We start from the raw sequence: 17,839 nt of genomic DNA, 5'->3' as shown, positions 1-17,839 counted from the left end.
ACCTCACACCAGGTCGACAGCGCGGGCCTGCCGGGGCAACCCGCTGTGGTGGCCGGGGTCCTGGTCGGCCAGCGCGCCGGCGATCAGGATGTCGATCAGGTCGGCGAACCCGATGCCGGCCTGCTGCCAGATCTGCGGGAACTGCGACGCGGCGGTGAAACCGGGGAACGTGTTGACCTCGTTCACGATCGGCTCGCGCGACCCCTCGGTGGGCAGGAAGAAGTCGACCCGCAGCAGCCCGCGGCAGTCGAGGGCCTGGAAGGCGCGGATCGCCCGGTCCTGCAGCACCTCGGTGGTCGCCGCGTCGAGCGGGGCGGGGATCTGGAAGATCGCCCCGCCGTCGTACTTCGCGTCGTAGTCGAAGAAACCGGCGCCGGTCACCCGGATCTCCAGCGGCGGGCCGGCCTGCACCCGACCGTCGGGGTGTTGCAGGACGGCCACGTCGATCTCGCGCCCCCGCGCGCCCTGCTCGATGAGCACCTTCGGGTCGACCTGGCGGGCCTGCTCCAGCGCGGCGGGAACCCCCGCCCAGTCGTCCACCTTGACGACGCCCAGACTCGACCCGGCCCGCGCCGGCTTCACGAAGACCGGCAGCTCCAGCCGACGCCGGTCAGCGGGCGACAGTTCCTCGCCGGGACGCAGGGTCACCCCCGGGCTGACCCGCAGGCCCTCCGCCGCGAGGAGCCGCTTGGTGACCCCCTTGTCCATGCCGGCGGCGCTGGCGAAGACACCGTTGCCGACGTACGGCACGCCGAGCCACTCCAGCAGCGACGACACGGTGCCGTCCTCGCCGTAAGGGCCGTGCAGGGCCGGGAACACCACATCCTGGGCGCGTAGCACGCGCAATGCCGCGGGCAGTGGCGTCGGTCGGCCGCCGACATGCCAGCCGCCGTCGCGGTCGATGAGCACCTCGGTGACCTGGTACCGCTCACGGTCCAGGTGGGCGAGGATGCTCGCCGCCGAGCGGCAGGACACCTCGTGCTCGCCGCTCTGCCCGCCGTACAGCACTGCCAGTCGGGTTGTCATGAGTTCCGTGCCCTTCCGTGGAGGTGCTCGCGGGCCACTCGGGCCCCGATGCCGGTCAAGATCTCGTGTGGGTTGGTGTCGGCCCAACGGGCCCACTCGGCGACCGTCGGAGGGTGCTGGTCACCCTCGGCTGGGCCGAACACCACGACCGGGTCGCCGATCGCCACGGGGAGGTCCCCGGCGTCGACCACGCACTGGTCCATGGCGATGCGTCCGACGATCGGGCACCGCCGACCGGCGAGCCACACCGAGGCGCGACCACCCGAGGCCCGGGGTAGCCCGTCGGCGTAACCGAGCGGCAGCAGCGCCAGCGTGGTCGGTGCGCGGGTCACGTGTTCGGGCCCGTAGGAGACGCCCGTGCCGGCCGGCACCCGTTTGACGTTGACCACGCTCGTCCGCACTGTCATCGCGGCGCGCAGCCCGTACTCGCCGGGACCGGTCGCGCCGAACGGGTCGACGCCGTAGAGGGCGATCCCGATCCGGCAGAGGTCGAAGCGGGTCCGTGGGGCGGACAACGCGGCCGCCGAGTTGGCCAGGTGGACGAGATCGGGGTCCAGACCAGCCGACCGGGCGGTCCGCAGCGCCTCCTCGAAGATCGCCACCTGCCGGCTGAGCACGGGAGCGCCCGGCAGGTCGGCGTCGGCGAGGTGGGACCACACCCCGCGCACCCGGATCCCGCCCTCTCGTTCGTACTTGCGGGCCCAACCGACCAACTCGGGCCAGTCGTCCCCGGCGGCCCCGTTGCGGGACAACCCGGTGTCCGCCTTGAGCTGCACCATCGCCGGCACGCCGAGCAGACGGGCCGCGTCGGCCACGGCGTGCAGATGTGTCGTCGTGGACACGCCGATGTCGACGCCGCCCTTGATCAACATACCGAAGTCGTCATCCAGGCCGTGCAGCCAGCTCAACGTGGGCGCGGTCACACCCGCGTCACGCAGGGCCAGCGCCTCGGCCGTCGAAGTCACCCCCAACCAGGCGGCGCCGGCACGCAGGGCGGCCCGGGCCACCCGCACCGCGCCGTGGCCGAACCCGTCGGCCTTCACCACGGCCATCAGCCCGGTGCCGGTGACCGACGCGATGGTCCGCACGTTGCTGGAGATCGCGTCCAGGTCGATCAGCGCTTCCGCGAGGGCGCTCATCGGGCCGCCTCCGCCCGGCGCTGGCCGGGGAGCGCGAACAGCCAGCCGGCGCGAACCGCGAGCAGCCCGCGGTGCACGGCCAGGCTCAGGCCGATCACCAACCCGGTCAGCAGAATCGGATAACCGAACACGAGCAGGCCCTGAGCGGACCCACCCAGCCCGGAAACCGGTACGACCAACAGCCGGTGCAGTAGGGCCAGGACCGGCATGTGGATGACGTAGATCGGCAGGGTGATGCGGCCGAGCCTAGCCAGCGGATTGCTGAGCGCCGACCACGAGGCCAGCCGGGCAGCGGCGGTTATGCCGAAGATCACTGCCAGTACGGAGATCGCCGGCCACACACCGAACCACCGCTGGGCGCCGGTCACCGCCATCGCGGCGAGCGCCAGGACATAGCCGGCCGAGGTCAGCAACAACCGGCGGCTGCTGGCGGTGGCGGCCCACCGCTCGAGCTGCGGACGCAGGTACAGCCCGGCGAGGAAGAAGACCAGGTTCTGGTAGAGACCGGCACGGTTGCCCGGGGTGTCGAGCAGGCCGGCGGCGGCGACGGCGGACAGCGCGGCGGCGGGGACCAGGACCAGCGCCCAGGGCGCCCGACGGGTCGCCTTGGCGATCGTGAAGTACAGCGCCAGGGCGTGCAGGTACCAGAGGTTGGACGGCGTGATGGTGAGCTGCTCCAGCAGGCCGAGCGCCGAGGTGGCACGGTCGGTCGGCAGTTGCGGCGCGGCGGCGAGGACCGCCGTGTGGATCAGCAGCCAGACGGCGTACAGGTAGAGGAACCCGGCGATCCGGCTGCGGGCGCCCAGCCGCCACGGCCGCTGGGCGGCGTTCGCCGCGAAGACGCCGGAGATGGTGAAGAACAGCGGCATCCGCAGCGGAAGGAACTGCTCACCCAGCGCCCCCCAGAAGCCTGGCACCGGTACGCCGACGTGCCAGTCGATCTGGAGATAGTCCTTCACGACGACGTGCCACAGGACGACGAGGAGGATGCAGACGCCCTTCGCGGCATCGGCCCACTGCGCCCGGTTTGATCCGGAGGCGGGGGTTCCGCTCCGGTACCGGTGGCGGAACCGGACGCGCGGCGCGTCCGGGTCCACTTCGGCGGGCCGGGGCTCGGTGGGAGACAGCTGTTGGATCACTCACCAAAAGCTGCCAGCCGGATATCCGCACGTGATCCACGAATTGTCATGATCCGGTAATGGACGTGGCCGGACCCGGTTCGTAGGCGGTGCCGAGCCGCCCCCGACGGACGCCCGGCGGCACTAGGCTCGTTGCGGAGGTGCCGAACATGAAGCTCGGGCTGCACTACTGGAACTACTCGACCCCGGCCGACCCGGCTGCGATCGCACCGACCCTGGCACAGACGGCGACCAGCGCCGAGCAGGCCGGCGTCGCGTCGTTCACGGTGATGGACCACTTCTTCCAGATGGACGCGGTGTTCGCGGCCGAGGAGCCGATGCTGGAGGCGTACACCACGCTGGGCTACGTCGCGGCGAAGACACAGCGGATGACGCTGGGCGTGCTGGTCACCGGTGTGATGTACCGGTACCCGGGGTTGCTCGCCAAGACCGTGACGACCCTCGACGTGCTCTCCGGCGGTCGGGCCCGCCTCGGCATCGGCGCCTCCTGGTACGAGCGGGAGCAGCTCGGGCTGGGTGTGCCGGTCGTACCGGTGGCCGAGCGGTTCGAGCGGTTGGAGGAGACGCTGCGCATCTGCCTTCAGATGTGGAGTGCCGACGACGGCCCGTTCAACGGCAAGCACTACCAGCTCGCCGAGACCATCAACTCGCCGCAGCCGTTGAGCCGCCCGCACCCGCCCATCATGATCGGCGGCGGTGGCGAGAAGAAGACCCTGTTGCTGGTGGCCCGGTACGCCGACGCCTGCAACCTGTTCGGCCGCGGCGGCACCGACGACGTCGCGCGCAAGCTGGACGTGCTGCGCGGGCACTGCGCCGCCGAGGGCCGCGACTACGACACGATCGAGAAGACGGTGGTTGCCTCCCAGGCGCCGCTGGACGACACCGACGCGTTCCTCGCCGAGGTGTCCGCGTACGCCGCGCTCGGTGTGAGCGAGGTGCAGGTGACGCCGGATCGGCACCCGGTGGAGTTCGCCCAGCGGCTCAGCGAGGTGCTGCCCCGATTGGCCGACATCGGCTGATTCGCCGCGACGAGGGCCGTCCTCCCGGTACTGCGGAGGACGGCCCTCGTCGGGTTGGTCGGGTCAGGCGATGGAGGCGGGGAACCGTTCCCACACCCGGTGCGCGGCCATCAGCTGCTGCACCGCGGTCAGCGCCTCGGCGCCCGAGCCCGCCGCCACGACGCCCGGGGTGCCGGCGACACCGGCCTGCTCCAGCACCGTGACGCCGGCGCCCCAGGCGCCGATCGCCTTGGCGTGCCGCCAGCACTCCTCGACGAGCAGCAGCACGCGAGGGTCCACGGTCGCCGGGTCCGGCCGGCCCGCCTTGGCGTCGCGGGCGGGCAGGGCGTCCGGCGCGGGGGCCGGCGCTCCGGCCAGCAGGACCGCGTCGAACTCGACCGACCGGCCGGTGGCGAAGGTGCGTTGCACCGGCAGGTCGCCCACCATGCCGCCGTGTGGGCCGATCAGCAGCGGCACCATGCCGGCGCCGAACACGGCCCGGCGGACCTCGTCGACGCCGTCCAGGTCGCCGCCGGGGTCGACGACGATCCCGACGGTGCGGCCGTCGCTCGGCCATTCTCGACCGACCTGTGACAGCGCCGGACTGGGCGCGACGTCGGCGAGCGGCACGGTCGGTTGCGGCGCGGGCAGGCCCAGGCCGGTGGCGACCTGTTCGCACAGCACGGGGTCGATGTTGGCCAGGCTCCGCAGCTGACGTTCCTTGATCGCCTGGTGGTAGCACTTACCCAGCTCGAAGGTGTACGCCCGGATGATGTGTTCCTTCTCGACCGGCGACATGCTCAGCCAGAACAGGCGGACCTGGCTGTAGTGGTCGTCGAACGAGGCCGGGTTGGCGCGGACCTTCGGTGCCTGCGCGACAGTGACCGGCACGTCGACGAAGGCGTGCTCGGCGTCCCCGGCGGGGAAGGGGTTGCCGCCGTCGAGAGAGTTCGGCCGGTACGGCGCGACGCCCGCGTGCACGGCGTGCTGGTGGAAGCCGTCGCGCAGCATGTCGTTCACGGCGGCGTGCGGGCGGTTGATCGGGATCTGCGGGAAGTTGGGCCCGCCCAGCCGGGTGAGCTGCGTGTCGAGGTACGAGAAGAGCCGGCCCTGCAACAGCGGATCGTTCGTGACGTCGATGCCCGGCGGCAGGTGACCGAGGTGGAAGGCGACCTGTTCGGTCTCGGCGAAGAAGTTCGTCGGCGTCCGGTTGAGCACCAGCCGGCCGATCGGCTGCACCTCGGCCAGCTCCTCCGGCACGATCTTCGTCGGGTCCAGCAGGTCGATGCCGGCGAAGGTCTCCTCGGGAGTGTCCGGAAAGACCTGGATGCCCAGCTCCCACTCGGGGTACGCGCCGGCCTCGATGGCGTCGTAGAGGTCACGGCGGTGGAAGTCCGGGTCGATGCCGCCGAGCAGCTGCGCCTCCTCCCAGGTCAGCGAGTGCACGCCCAGCTTGGGCTTCCAGTGGAACTTGGCCAGCGCCGTCTCCCCGGCCTCGTTCACCAGGCGGAAGGTGTGCACGCCGAAGCCCTCCATCGTCCGGTACGAACGCGGAATGCCCCGGTCGGACATGTTCCAGATGGTGTGGTGCTGCGCCTCGGTGTGCAGCGACACGAAGTCCCAGAAGGTGTCGTGAGCGCTCTGCGCCTGCGGGATCTCCCGGTCCGGGTGCGGCTTGGCGGCGTGGATGATGTCCGGGAACTTGATGGCGTCCTGGATGAAGAAGACCGGCATGTTGTTGCCGACCAGGTCGAAGGTGCCCTCGTCGGTGTAGAACTTCGTGGCGAAGCCACGGGTGTCGCGGACCGTGTCGGCCGAACCCCGCGAACCGAGCACTGTGGAGAAGCGGACGAAGACCTCGGTCTCGCGCCCCTTCTTGAGGAAGCCGGCCCTGGTGACCGCCTCGGCGGAGCCGTACGCGGTGAACACACCGTGCGCGCCGGCGCCCCGGGCGTGCACCACGCGCTCCGGAATGCGTTCGTGGTCGAAGTGCGTGATCTTCTCGCGTAGGTGGTGGTCCTGCAGGAGCACCGGGCCGCGCGGGCCGGCCTTGAGCGAGTGGTCGGTGTCGCGCAGCCGCGCCCCGTTCGCGGTCGTGAGGTAGGCCCCCTGCTGACCGTTCGCGGTCGTCGGCGCGCCGGTCTCCGCGCCGGTCGGCGTACGCGTCTGCGGTGCTCCCTGTTCCGGCTTCGGCGGCAGCGGGTCGTGCGGGGTCGTTGGCTCCTCGACGGACGGTGGCGCGCTCCCCGGCGCACCGGGGACATCCGGGGTGAGGGCGTCGGCGATCTTTCCTGAGGCGGTCTTCACGGCGTTCTTGACCGCCTCGGCGGGCTTGCTGGAATCCACTGAACGAACCCTCCATGGCGCGTGTACGGGCATGCGCCTGCCCTGCTACCCCTGGTCAGGGGGTCGAAACGCATCTGGTCGCGGCATCCTTCGCGGGGACTGGTGATTTCGCCGATGCCGGGAACGGCGGAGCGGCTGAAACTGACACACGTCGATATCCCTCGACTCTAGGGAGTGCCCGACGTGTCCTCACCAACCACCACCCGTCCCCGTTCCGTCGTAGCCCGGCTCGCGCTGGCCGCCGTCCTGGCCGCCGGCGGCGTCCTGGCCGGCCCGGCCGGCGTCGCGCAGGCCGCAAGCCCGTACGAGAGGGGCCCGGCCCCGACCACCGCGATCCTGGAGGCCAGTCGCGGCCCGTTCGCCACAGCCTCGCAGAGCGTGTCCTCGCTGAGCGTCGTCGGCTTCGGCGGCGGCGTCATCTACTACCCGACCAGCACCAGCGAGGGCACCTTCGGCGCCATCGCCATCTCGCCGGGCTTCACCGCCAGTTGGTCGAGCATCAGTTGGCTCGGGCCGCGCATCGCCTCGCACGGCTTCGTGGTGATCGGCATCGAGACCAACACCCGGCTGGATCAGCCGGACAGCCGGGGCCGGCAGTTGCTCGCCGCGCTGGACTACCTCACCGAGCGCAGCTCGGTGCGGAGCCGGATCGACAGCAGTCGACTCGCGGTGGCCGGTCACTCCATGGGTGGCGGGGGCAGTCTGGAGGCGGCCTCGTCGCGACCGTCGTTGCAGGCCGCGGTGCCACTCGCGCCCTGGAACACGGACAAGAGCTGGTCCGAGCTGCGGGTGCCGACCCTGATCATCGGTGGCGAGAGCGACAGTGTCGCGCCGGTCGCGACGCACTCCGTGCCGTTCTACAACAGCATCCCGGCGTCCGCCGAGAAGGCGTACCTGGAGCTGAACGGGGCGAGCCACTTCTTCCCGCAGACCACGAACACCCCGACCGCGCGGCAGATGGTGGCCTGGTTGAAGCGGTTCGTCGATGACGACACCCGCTACGAGCAGTTCCTCTGCCCCGGCCCGAGCGGTTCGCAGATCCAGGAGTACCGCAACACCTGTCCCAGCGCCTGACGGCGGTCAACGGGGCGGTCGCCGCTGGCGACCGCCCCGTCCACCTGCGTACCGGGGGCATTGAAGGTCTTGACGCCATACCCGAGAAACGTACACTGCGGGTGTAAATAAACACCCGCCACGACAGAGGGATGGGTGATGGAGCGCGGCCTCGAACTGCACCACATCGGCGTCCGTTTCGGCGGCCTCACCGCCCTCGACGACGTGTCCCTGCGGGTGCCACCCAACCGGGTGGTGGGCGTGATCGGGCCCAACGGCGCCGGTAAGACCACGCTCTTCAACGTGATCTGCGGCTTCGTCGCGCCGCAGACGGGTTCGCTCACTCTCGACGATCGGCCGCTGCGACCGCGGCCGCACCGGCTGACCCGGCTCGGCATCGCCCGGACCTTGCAGGGCACCGGGCTCTTCGCCGGGCTCACCGTCGTGGAGAACGTGATGACCGGCGCTTCGCACACCGCTCGGGCCGGCTTCGTCCCGGCGCTGCTCGGGCTGCCAGCCAGCGACCGCGACGAGCGCCGGCTCCGCGCGGACGCCCTGGCCATCCTCGACGAGTTGGGCATCGCCGGGCACGCCGAGGCCGCGCCGACCACCCTGCCCTTCGCCGTACGCCAGCGGGTCGCCCTGGCCCGCGCGCTCGCCGCCCGGCCCCGCCTGCTCCTGCTCGACGAGCCGGCCGGTGGCCTCGGCGCCGACGACATCGCCGAGCTGGCGGAGCTGGTCCGGCAACTGCCCCGGCGGGACACCGATCCCTGTGCCGTGCTCCTGGTCGAGCACCACATGGACCTGGTGATGGCCGTCTGCGACGAGATCGTGGTGCTCGACTTCGGCCGGGTCATCGCCGCCGGCACCCCGGACGAGATCCGCGACGACCCCGCGGTCACCGACGCGTACCTCGGTGCCACCGTCGAGGAGGTCACCCCGTGAGCGCGAGGAGTGAGCCGGGCTTGCGAGCCCCGCAGTCGCGAACGAAAGGTGGCACGGTGTGAGCGCGAGCGACCTACTCGTGGTGCGGGGGCTGGTCGCCGGTTACGGCGCGGCGCCGGTGCTGCGGGCCATCGACCTCACCGTCCCGGCCGGCACGATCGCCGCCGTCGTCGGCGCCAACGGCGCCGGCAAGACCACCCTCCTGCGTGCCCTCTCCGGCATGATCCGCCCGGCCGCCGGCCAGGTCCTGCTGGCCGGGGAGGACCTTCGGGGTACGCCGGTGGAGCAGCTCGTCCGACGCGGGATGGCGCACGTCCCGGAGGGCCGGGGCGTGATCAGCGAGCTGACGGTCGACGAGAACCTGCGCCTCGGCGGGTTGTGGCGGCGCGACCGGGCCGACGCGGGGCGGGCCCTCGACGAGGTCTACCAGCTCTTCGAGCCGCTGGCCCGCCGTCGCCGGCACCTCGGTCACCAGCTCTCCGGCGGTGAGCGGCAGATGCTCGCGCTGGGTCGGGCCCTGGTCGGCCGACCCCGTCTGCTGCTGCTGGACGAGCCGTCGCTCGGCCTGGCACCGCGGGTGGTCGCCCGGACCATGGCCCTGCTGCGCCAACTACGCGACCGTACCGGCCTGACCGTCCTGCTGGTCGAGCAGAACGTGCGCAGCGCGCTCGCCGTCGCCGACCAGGGCGTCGTGATGTCCCTCGGTCGGGTGGTGATCGCCGCCCCGGCGGTGCAGCTGCGCGACGACGTCGACCTGCGCCACGCGTACCTCGGTTTCTGACCACCACCTCGTCCCCCGGAGGGAGGACTGTTGGACCGCTTCGTCTTCCTCACCGTCGACGGCCTGTCCCGGGGCGCGGTGTACTCCGCGTTCGCGCTGGCCCTGGTGCTCATCTGGCGGGCGGCGCGGGTCGTCAACTTCGCCCAGGGGGCGATGGCCGTCGCCGCCGCGTACGTCGCCTACACCGTCAGCGCCGCGACCGGCTCCTACTGGCTGGGCTTCGTGGTCGCGATCGTCGCCGGCCTGCTGCTCGGCGCGCTGGTGGACCGGGTGGTGATGCGGCACGTCGATCACGCCTCGCCGCTGAACCCGGTGATCGTCGCGCTCGGGCTGGTGCTGTTGATCCAGGCGGTGCTGGGCATGGTGTACGGCAGCGAGTTCCGCCCGGCCGAGGCGCCGTTCAGCCGGTCCGCTCTCACCGTGGGCGGGCTGGCCGTGCTGTCCCCGTACGACCTGTTCGTCTTCGCCACGATCGGGGTGGTGGTCAGCGGTCTGGCCTGGATGTTCGCGCGTACCCCGGTGGGGTTGCGGATGCGCGCGGCGGCCTTCGCCCCCGAGGTCTCCCGGCTGCTCGGCGTCAACGTCGGCGGCATGCTGACCCTCGGTTGGGCGCTCGCCTCCGGGGTGGGCGCGCTGGCCGCCATGCTGGTCCTGCCGACCGAGTTGGGCCTGCACCCGCACGCGATGGACCTGGTGTTCGTCTCGGCGTTCACCGCGGCGGTGGTGGGCGGGCTGGACAGTCCACCGGGGGCGGTGGTCGGCGGTCTGGTGGTGGGGCTCGTGCTCTCCTACGTGAGCGGCTACGCCGGCAGTGACCTGACGCCCCTCGCGGTGCTGGTCCTGCTGCTGGCGGTGCTGCTGGTCCGGCCCGGTGGGCTGTTCGCCCCGGTCACGGCGAGGCGGGTGTGAGCGCCACGAGGGCGGCCCTGCCGCCGAGACAGCAGTTCGACGAGCCGGGCGGCCGACCGGTCGACCGGCGACGCGGCTCCACCCTGCTGCGCCACCTCGCGGTGGTGCTCGCCGCCGGGTTGCTGCTGCTGGCGCTCAGCTACGCGGTGGAGCCGTTCCGCAACTTCCAGCTCGCCACCGTGGTCGCCTATTTCTGCGCGACCGCCGGGCTGACCGTCCTCACCGGGCTCAACGGTCAACTGTCGCTCGGGCACGGCGCGTTGATGGCGACCGGGGCGTACACCGTGGCGCTGTGCCAGACCGCGTTCGCCGACCGGGGGATGACCGGCGGCTGGCTGTTGCCGCTCTCGCTGGGTGCGGCGGTCGTCAGCACGGTCGCGGTCGGCGCGGTGGTCGGGGTGGCCGCGGCCCGGCTGCGTGGTCCCTACCTGGCCGGGGTCACCCTCGCCGTGGCCGTGGTGGTGCCGGCGCTGGCCGTCACGTTCGACGGTGTCTTCAACGGCGAGCAGGGGTTGTCGGTGCCGGTGGAGCCGCCGCCGCTGTCGCTCGGCGCGTACTTCCCGTACGAGCGGTGGCAGCTCTGGGTCACCGGCGCGGCCACCCTGCTCGCGTTGCTGCTGCTGGCGAACCTGATCCGCAGCCGGTACGGGCGTACCTTCCGGGCGGTCCGCGACGACGAGGTGGCGGCCCGCCTCGCCGGCATCCACGTGGCCCGCACCCAGGTCCTCGCGTTCGTGGTCAGCGCCGCCACCGCCGGGCTCGGCGGCGCGCTGCTGGCGGTGCTCGCGCAGAGCGTCTCACCCGGGGCGTTCTCGCTGACCCTGTCGCTGTTTTTGCTGATGGCCGTGGTGATCGGTGGCCTGGGTCGACTGACCGGCGCGCTGTGGGGGGCCGTTCTGCTGGTCGCCCTGCCCGACCTCACCCACTCGCTGACCGACATGCTCACGCTCTCGCCCGCGGTGGCGCAACGGCTGGAGGGCAACCTTCCCCTGGCGATCTTCGGACTCACCCTGATCGTCGTCATGATCGCCGCCCCCGGCGGTGTGCAGGGTCTGCTGTCGCGTCTCGGCCGGGCTCTGCTGGCCAGGCGGCCGACCCGGCGTTCCTGAGCTGTCCTCGGTCCGGCCTCGGCCGGGCGCCCCACCACCACACCGTTCCCTGACAACCGGACCGAGAAAGGTCGGTGTTTCCCATGCACCGTAAAGCGCATCGCGGCCTCGCGATCGCCAGCACCATCGCACTGCTCGTCACTGCCGCCGGCTGTAGCGGCGACGACGGCCCCGGCTCCGGCGGGGCGGCGGTGCCGGGTGTCACCGACACCGAGATCGTCGTCGGCACCCACATGCCGCTCACCGGGCCGGCCTCGGCCGGCTACTCGAAGATCGCCCCGGCGACGAAGGCGTACTTCGACTACGTCAACGCCAACGGTGGTGTGCACGGTCGGAAGATCACCTACAAGATCATGGACGACGGCTACAACCCGGCGAACACCCAGCAGGTGGTGCGTCAACTCGTCCTGCAGGACAAGGTCTTCGCCGTCCTCAACGGTCTCGGCACGCCGACACACACCGGGGTGCTCGACTTCCTGAAGAGCAACCGGGTGCCGGATCTCTTCGTCGCCTCCGGCAGCCGCAGCTGGGACCAGCCGGACAAGTATCCCGGCACGTTCGGGTTCAACCCGGACTACACGGTCGAGGGCAAGATCCTGGCCAACTACGCGAAGGCGAACCTGGCTGGCCAGAAGGTCTGCTTCCTCGGCCAGGACGACGACTTCGGCCGGGACAGTCTGGCCGGTGTGGAGATTGTGCTCGGTCCCGGGGCGGTCGCGGTCAAGCAGACCTACGTCACCAGCAACACCAACGTGGCACCGCAGATCGGCGCGTTCAAGGCGGCCGGGTGCAAGGTCGTCGTGCTCGCCACCGTGCCCGGCTTCACCGCGCTGTCGATCGGCACCGCCGCACGGTTGGGCTTCAAGGCGCAGTGGCTGGTCTCCAACGTCGGCGCCGACCACCCGACCCTGGCCAAGCAGCTCGGCGCCGCCGCCCCGATCCTGGAGGGGATGGTGGGCACCAACTACCTGCCGATGCAGAACGACACCGCGAACCCGTGGATCCAGCTCTTCACGAGAATCAACAAGGAGCACAACGGGGACGCGCCGTTCGACGGCAACACCGTCTACGGCATGTCGGTCGGTTACCTCTTCGTGCAGACGTTGCTCGCCGCCGGCAAGGACCTCACCCGGGAGAAGGTGCTCCAGGCCGTGCAGAAGGGCGGCTTCCAGGGCCCCGGGCTGGTGCCGCTGCGCTTCTCCGCGACGGACCACTCCGGGTACGGCGGCCAGCGGCTGAGCCGGGTGAGCGGGGGAGTGCAGAGCTACTTCGGGCCGGCGTACGAGACGGACGAGGCGGACGGGCCGGTCAAGGAGTACACCGCCGCCCCGGCCGCGCCGCCGGCGAACGGGGTGCCGACCGTCTCCTGAGGCCCCGCAGCTCCGACGTCCGACCGGGCGTGGTCCCGCCTGACCACGCCCGGTCGGACGGCTGCCCGCGTGCCGCTGGCACGGCCGGGAGTCGATGGTCAGAGGCGTTGACCGATACCGATCGATGCTCCTACTATCTGCACCGTGAATGCATATTCGGATCGACTCGCCGGGCAGGCCATCGTCTGTGACGGCGGCGCCCCGCGGACCGGCCGGGTCGGATGACGGCATCGGCGGAGCGTCCGGGGATGCTGATCAACCCCTGTCTAGACTCGGCGGTGCGTCGGAGGACGCCGTGACGGTGAGAGGGCGGGGGCGGATGGACGGGGTCGATGTGGCGGGCCGGGTCGACGGGCGCACCGCCCGCGCCGAGCGGACCCGCGCGGCCATCGTCGAGGCGCACCTCGCGCTCATCTCCGAGGGCGACCTCCGCCCGACCGGGGAGCGCATCGCCGAACGGGCCGGGATCTCGTTGCGCACCCTCTGGACCAACTTCAAGGACATGGAGACGCTCTTCGAGGCCAGCGGCGCGGAGGTGCTCCGCCAGCAGGACGCCGCCCACCGGCCGATCTCACCCGGGTTGCCGTTGGCGAAGCGGGTCGACGCGTACTGCCGGCAGCGGGCGAGGCTGCTCCAGCTCATCGCGCCGTCGGCGCGGGCCGCCCAGATGCGTGAGCCGTTCTCCGAGCAGCTGCACCGCAACCGTCTCAAGCACATCGAACGGGTCCGCGACGAGGTCGAGGAGCTCTTCGCCGTCGAGCTGGCCGAGGCCGGGCCGGGGCGGGAGCAACTGCTGCACGCCCTGGTGGCGGCGAGCACGTGGCAGTCCTGGTCGATGCTGCGCTACGGGCTCGATCTGGGCGTGGACCAGGCCCGCGCGGTGATGTCCCGGACCGTGGGCGCCCTGTTGGCCGAGGTCGCGCCCGACTGATTCCGGCCCGGCCCGATATCGCACCCTCTTTCCATTCGGTTTCCGATGGGTAACACTGGCAGACATGGTTACTGCATCAAGAGTGCAACTAACCGTGCTGCGTGGCCGGGACGACGAGTGCCGGGCTGTTCGGAGCCTGCTCGACGGCATGACCAACGCCGGCGGTGCCCTGCTGTTGCGCGGAGAGCCCGGATCGGGCCGGACGGCACTGGTCGGCTACGCCCATCGGCACGCCGAGGGCCGCACCGTGCTCGCCGGCAGTGGGCTCGCCGAGGAGGCCGCGCTGCCGTACGCCGGCCTGCAACGTCTGGTCGACCCGGTGCTCGACCGGGCCACCGCCCTGCCCACCGAGCAGCGCCAACTGCTGCGCCGAGCGCTGGCCGGGGAGAGCTGCCCGGCCGACCGGCAACTGACGCTGTCGATGGCGGTGCTCGGGCTGCTCGCCGCCGCCGCCCAGCAGCGGCCGTTGCTCGCCACCATGGACGACATCGACCGAGGTGACCCGCAGACCGCGCAGGTGTTGGCATTCGTCGCCCGCCGACTGCGGCACCTGCCGCTCGCCGTCCTGCTCACCGCGGACCTCACCGCCAACCTCGACGGGATACCGGCGCACCGACTGCGGGCGCTGACCGAGCACGAGAGCAGCGCCGTCCTCACCGACCGGCTCCGTCAGCTGACCGAGCGCGAGGGCGTCGACCGGCTCCCCGAGCGGCCCGCCGCGTCGGCCCTGGCCGCGTTGACCACGATCGGCGGCGGCAACCCGCAGGCCCTGGCGGATCTCGCCGAGGTGCTCAGCGCGGGGCAGTGGCGGGGGGAGGAGCCGCTGCCCGCCGCGCCACCGGCGGATGGAGCGCTCGGTCGTGCGTACCGTGCCCGACTGGACCGGCTGCCACCGGAGACCCGACGGGTGCTGCTGCTCGCCGCGCTCGACGAGGACGGCGCGCCGGGCACCCTGATCCGGGCCGTGGCAGCCGCCGGCGCCGAGGTCGAGGCGCTCGCCCCGGCGGAGGTCGCCGGTCTGGTCCGCGTGGAGCAACGAGGTGTCACCTTTCCGCAGCCGCTGGTGCGCACGATGATCGCGGCCAGCGCGCCGCTCGCGGAGCGCCGCGCGGCGCACCGACTGCTCGCCGAGGTGCTGGTCGCGCCGGGGCAGCGGCTCCGCCGGGCGATGCACCTCGCCGCCGCGACGGCGGGTGCCGATCCGGCCCTCGCCGCCGAGCTGGAACAGGCCGCGGTCGGTGGCTCCGACGGCTGGCCCGCCGCGTCGGTGGCCCTGCGGTGGGCCGCCGAGTTGAGCGATCATCCGCGGTTGACCGCCGCCCGTCTGTTGACCGCCGCCCGGTACGCCTGGGCCGGTGGGCAATCCGACGCGGCCCGGTTGCTGCTCGACCGTCTCCGCGCCTTCTGCGCCGACCCGGTCGTGCGCGCGCGTGCCGACCTGCTCCGCGGTGAGTTGGAGCTGCGCTGCGGCACCGCGTCGAGTGCGTCGGTCACCCTGCTGGCCTCCGCCGCGGCGGTGCACGGCACCGACAGAGCCCTCGCGTTGGCCGGGCTGGTGCGGGCCGGCGAGGCGGTCTGCTTCGCCGGTGACCAGTACCGGTACGCCGAGATGGGCCGGCGGGCGCTGGCGTTGCGGCGCCCGGACGACCCGCCGGCGATGGAACTCATGGGCTCGCTGATCGCCGGGGTGGCGGCGACCCTGCGGGGCGACCACGAGCGAGCTGGGCCCGCGCTGCGCCGCGCCGTGGTGCTGGGCGGCCGGCTGACCGGTTCGGCGTTGACCCCCACCGCGCTCAGCTGTGCCGCGGCGGCCGGACTGCTGGTGGCCGTGGACGGCGCGGCCCACCGGCTCGCCGAGCGCGCTGTCGAGCTGGCCCGGGTACGGGGCGAGCTGTCCATGCTGTCGCGGGCGTTGGAGCTGCGGGCGGTGGCCGAGTACTGGCTGGGTCGCCATGAGGCGGCGGCGGAGACCTCTCGCGACGGGCTGCGCGCCGCCCGCGCCACCGGCCAGGTCAACTGCGCCAATGTCCATCTGGGCATGCTCGCGGTCCTCGCCGCGATCCGGGTCGACCGGGCCACCAGCCTGCGGCGGATTCGCGAGATCGGCGAGGCGCCGACGCCGGGCAGCCGCCCGCACGCGCTCGCCGCGTGGGCCCTGGCGGTGCTCGACCTGGTCGACGGCCGGCACGCCGAGGCCGCGGACCGGTTGGCGTCGCTGGCCCGTCTCGGCACCGGTCGAGGTCAGGTCCTCGTACAGGTGATGGCCACCCCGTACCTGGTGGAGGCGGCGGCGCATCTGGCGCACCGGCCTGCGGCGACGGCCGCGCTCGCCGCGTTCGACAGGTGGGCCAGCAGCACCGCGAGCCCGTTGCGCCGGGCCCTGTCCGCGCGGTGCCACGCGCTGCTCGCCCCCCGGGGCGGCGCCGAGGCGGAGCGGGACTTCCAGGCGGCGCTACGCCTGCACCCGACGGAGGCCGGCACGTTCGAGCGGGCCCGCACCGAACTGCTCTTCGGTCAGGAGTTGCGCCGCAGTCGACGCCCACGCGACGCGCGGACGCACCTGCACCAGGCCCGCGAGATGTTCAGCCTGCTCGGGGTGGAGTGCTGGGCCGAGCAGGCCACCACGGAGCTGCGGGCGGCCGGGGAGTCGATCGGCCCGCCGGACCTGCCCGCGGCGCGGTTGTTGACCGGCCAGCAGCTGCGGATCGCCGAGCTGGTCGCCGAGGGTGCCACCAACCGGGAGATCGCCGCCCGGATGTTCCTCTCCACCCGTACGGTCGACCACCACCTGCGCAACGTGTTCCACCGGCTGGGCATCCGTTCCCGTACCGAGCTGGCCCGCGCGTTCACCGCGGAACGGCACGTCGGTCTGGCCTCCGACCGGTGATCCTCCGGTCTGGACGCATTAAACTATCACCGCTAGTTTGAGCGTCATGGACCTCACCCTCTCCGCCGAGCAGGCGGCGGTCCGCCAGCTGGCCGCCGAGTTCGCCGACCGCGAGCTGCTGCCGCACGCGGCCGCCTGGGATCGCCGCGAATCGGTCGACCCCGCCATCGTCGGCATGCTCGGTGACCTGGGCTTCCTCGGGCTGACCATCGCCGAGGCCGACGGCGGCTCCGGCGGCGACCATCTGGCGTACTGCCTGGTCCTGGAAGAGCTGGGCCGAGGCGACTCGGCGGTGCGCGGCATCGTCTCGGTCTCCCTCGGCCTGGTCGCGAAGTCGATCGCCGCCCACGGGAGCGCGGAACAGCGGGCCGAGTGGCTGCCACAGCTCTGCGCCGGCAGCGCACTCGGCTGCTTCGCGCTGACCGAGCCGGACAGCGGCTCGGACGCGGCGGCACTGCGCACCCGCGCGGTCCGCGACGGCACCGACTGGCTGCTCACCGGAACGAAGACGTTCATCACCAACGGCACCACCGCCGACGTCGCGCTGGTCTTCGCCCGCACCGGCGGCCCCGGGCACCGGGGAATCAGCGCGTTCCTGGTGCCCACCGACAGCCCGGGGCTGACCCGACGGGAGATCCACGGCAAGCTTGGCCTGCGCGGTCAGGCCACCGGCGAGCTGGGCTTCGACGAGGTACGCGTGCCCGACACGGCCCGCCTCGGTGCCGAGGGCGGCGGATTCCGGCTGGCCCTGGCCACCCTCGCCAAGGGGCGGATGTCGGTCGCCGCCGGGTGTGTCGGCATCGCCCAGGGCTGCCTCGACGCGGCCGTCGGTTACGCCGGGCAGCGCACCCAGTTCGGCAAGCCGATCGCCGGGCACCAGCTCGTCCAACAACTGCTCGCCGCCATCGCTGTGGACACCGCCGCCGCCCGGCTGCTGGTGTGGCAGGTGGCCGACCTGATCGACCGCGACCAGCCGTTCGCCACCGAGGCGTCGACGGCCAAGCTCTTCGCCAGTGAGGCCGCCGTCCGCGCGGCCAACAACGCGGTCCAGGTGTTCGGTGGGTACGGCTACATCGACGAGTACCCGGTCGGCAAGTACCTGCGGGACGCGCGGGTGGCCACGCTCTACGAGGGCACCAGTCAGATCCAGCAACTTCTCATCGGACGCGCGCTCACCGGCGTCAACGCCTTCTAACAGCTGTAGGG

At 72.2% G+C, this 17,839-nt stretch carries 14 protein-coding genes; 10 read left to right on the top strand and 4 right to left on the bottom strand.

Annotated features, from left to right (window positions below; all coding sequences use genetic code 11):
* Positions 1 to 3: 3 nt before the first annotated feature.
* From DLJ59_RS15635 to DLJ59_RS15625, 3 genes are read right to left on the bottom strand one after another with little or no spacing between them, the layout of a single operon-like run.
* Positions 4 to 1,026 (bottom strand): D-alanine--D-alanine ligase family protein, encoded by a 1,023-nt coding sequence (locus DLJ59_RS15635; RefSeq protein ID WP_124773330.1) that lies wholly within the window; start codon positions 1,024 to 1,026, stop codon positions 4 to 6.
* Positions 1,023 to 2,165, bottom strand: coding sequence for an alanine racemase (alr, locus tag DLJ59_RS15630; protein ID WP_124773328.1), 1,143 nt, complete (start codon positions 2,163 to 2,165; stop codon positions 1,023 to 1,025). The genes DLJ59_RS15635 and alr overlap by 4 nt, the downstream gene beginning before the upstream one ends.
* Positions 2,162 to 3,304: an acyltransferase family protein gene (locus DLJ59_RS15625; RefSeq protein WP_124773326.1), complete on the bottom strand. Its 1,143-nt coding sequence runs from the start codon at positions 3,302 to 3,304 to the stop codon at positions 2,162 to 2,164. The genes alr and DLJ59_RS15625 overlap by 4 nt, the downstream gene beginning before the upstream one ends.
* Positions 3,305 to 3,453: 149 nt before the next feature.
* On the opposite strand from DLJ59_RS15625, the gene DLJ59_RS15620 reads away from it, so the two are divergent.
* Positions 3,454 to 4,323, top strand: a complete 870-nt coding sequence (locus DLJ59_RS15620; protein ID WP_124773324.1) for an LLM class F420-dependent oxidoreductase — start codon at positions 3,454 to 3,456, stop codon at positions 4,321 to 4,323.
* Positions 4,324 to 4,386: 63 nt separating this feature from the next.
* Here the strand turns inward: DLJ59_RS15620 and DLJ59_RS15615 are convergent, their stop codons facing one another.
* A complete protein-coding gene (locus DLJ59_RS15615; protein ID WP_124773322.1) occupies positions 4,387 to 6,648 on the bottom strand; it encodes a catalase in 2,262 nt (753 codons plus the stop codon).
* Positions 6,649 to 6,831: 183 nt separating this feature from the next.
* On the opposite strand from DLJ59_RS15615, the gene DLJ59_RS15610 reads away from it, so the two are divergent.
* From DLJ59_RS15610 to DLJ59_RS15570, 9 genes are all read left to right on the top strand, one after another.
* Positions 6,832 to 7,722, top strand: coding sequence for an alpha/beta hydrolase family protein (locus DLJ59_RS15610; protein WP_124773320.1), 891 nt, complete (start codon positions 6,832 to 6,834; stop codon positions 7,720 to 7,722).
* Between the two features lie 138 nt (positions 7,723 to 7,860).
* Entirely contained in the window at positions 7,861 to 8,646 is a 786-nt protein-coding gene (locus DLJ59_RS15605) for an ABC transporter ATP-binding protein (RefSeq protein WP_124773318.1), read from the top strand.
* A gap of 58 nt (positions 8,647 to 8,704) precedes the next feature.
* A complete protein-coding gene (locus DLJ59_RS15600; RefSeq protein WP_208648708.1) occupies positions 8,705 to 9,427 on the top strand; it encodes an ABC transporter ATP-binding protein in 723 nt (240 codons plus the stop codon).
* A gap of 30 nt (positions 9,428 to 9,457) precedes the next feature.
* Positions 9,458 to 10,336, top strand: a complete 879-nt coding sequence (locus tag DLJ59_RS15595; RefSeq protein ID WP_124773316.1) for a branched-chain amino acid ABC transporter permease — start codon at positions 9,458 to 9,460, stop codon at positions 10,334 to 10,336.
* Positions 10,333 to 11,445 (top strand): branched-chain amino acid ABC transporter permease, encoded by a 1,113-nt coding sequence (locus tag DLJ59_RS15590; protein ID WP_124773314.1) that lies wholly within the window; start codon positions 10,333 to 10,335, stop codon positions 11,443 to 11,445. The genes DLJ59_RS15595 and DLJ59_RS15590 overlap by 4 nt, the downstream gene beginning before the upstream one ends.
* 83 nt (positions 11,446 to 11,528) lie before the next feature.
* Positions 11,529 to 12,815 (top strand): ABC transporter substrate-binding protein, encoded by a 1,287-nt coding sequence (locus tag DLJ59_RS15585; protein WP_124773313.1) that lies wholly within the window; start codon positions 11,529 to 11,531, stop codon positions 12,813 to 12,815.
* Between the two features lie 319 nt (positions 12,816 to 13,134).
* The gene (locus DLJ59_RS15580) at positions 13,135 to 13,746 is read left to right on the top strand and encodes a TetR/AcrR family transcriptional regulator (RefSeq protein WP_124773311.1); all 612 of its coding nucleotides are present in this window, start codon (positions 13,135 to 13,137) and stop codon (positions 13,744 to 13,746) included.
* 64 nt (positions 13,747 to 13,810) lie between these two features.
* Positions 13,811 to 16,633, top strand: coding sequence for an AAA family ATPase (locus tag DLJ59_RS15575; protein ID WP_124773309.1), 2,823 nt, complete (start codon positions 13,811 to 13,813; stop codon positions 16,631 to 16,633).
* Between the two features lie 46 nt (positions 16,634 to 16,679).
* Positions 16,680 to 17,828, top strand: coding sequence for an acyl-CoA dehydrogenase family protein (locus tag DLJ59_RS15570; protein ID WP_124773307.1), 1,149 nt, complete (start codon positions 16,680 to 16,682; stop codon positions 17,826 to 17,828).
* The last annotated feature ends 11 nt before the right edge of the window (positions 17,829 to 17,839 follow it).

The organism is Micromonospora inaquosa (assembly GCF_003857055.1).
Lineage (GTDB): Bacteria > Actinomycetota > Actinomycetes > Mycobacteriales > Micromonosporaceae > Micromonospora > Micromonospora inaquosa.
This window is presented reverse-complemented; position numbering and strand designations above follow the sequence as displayed.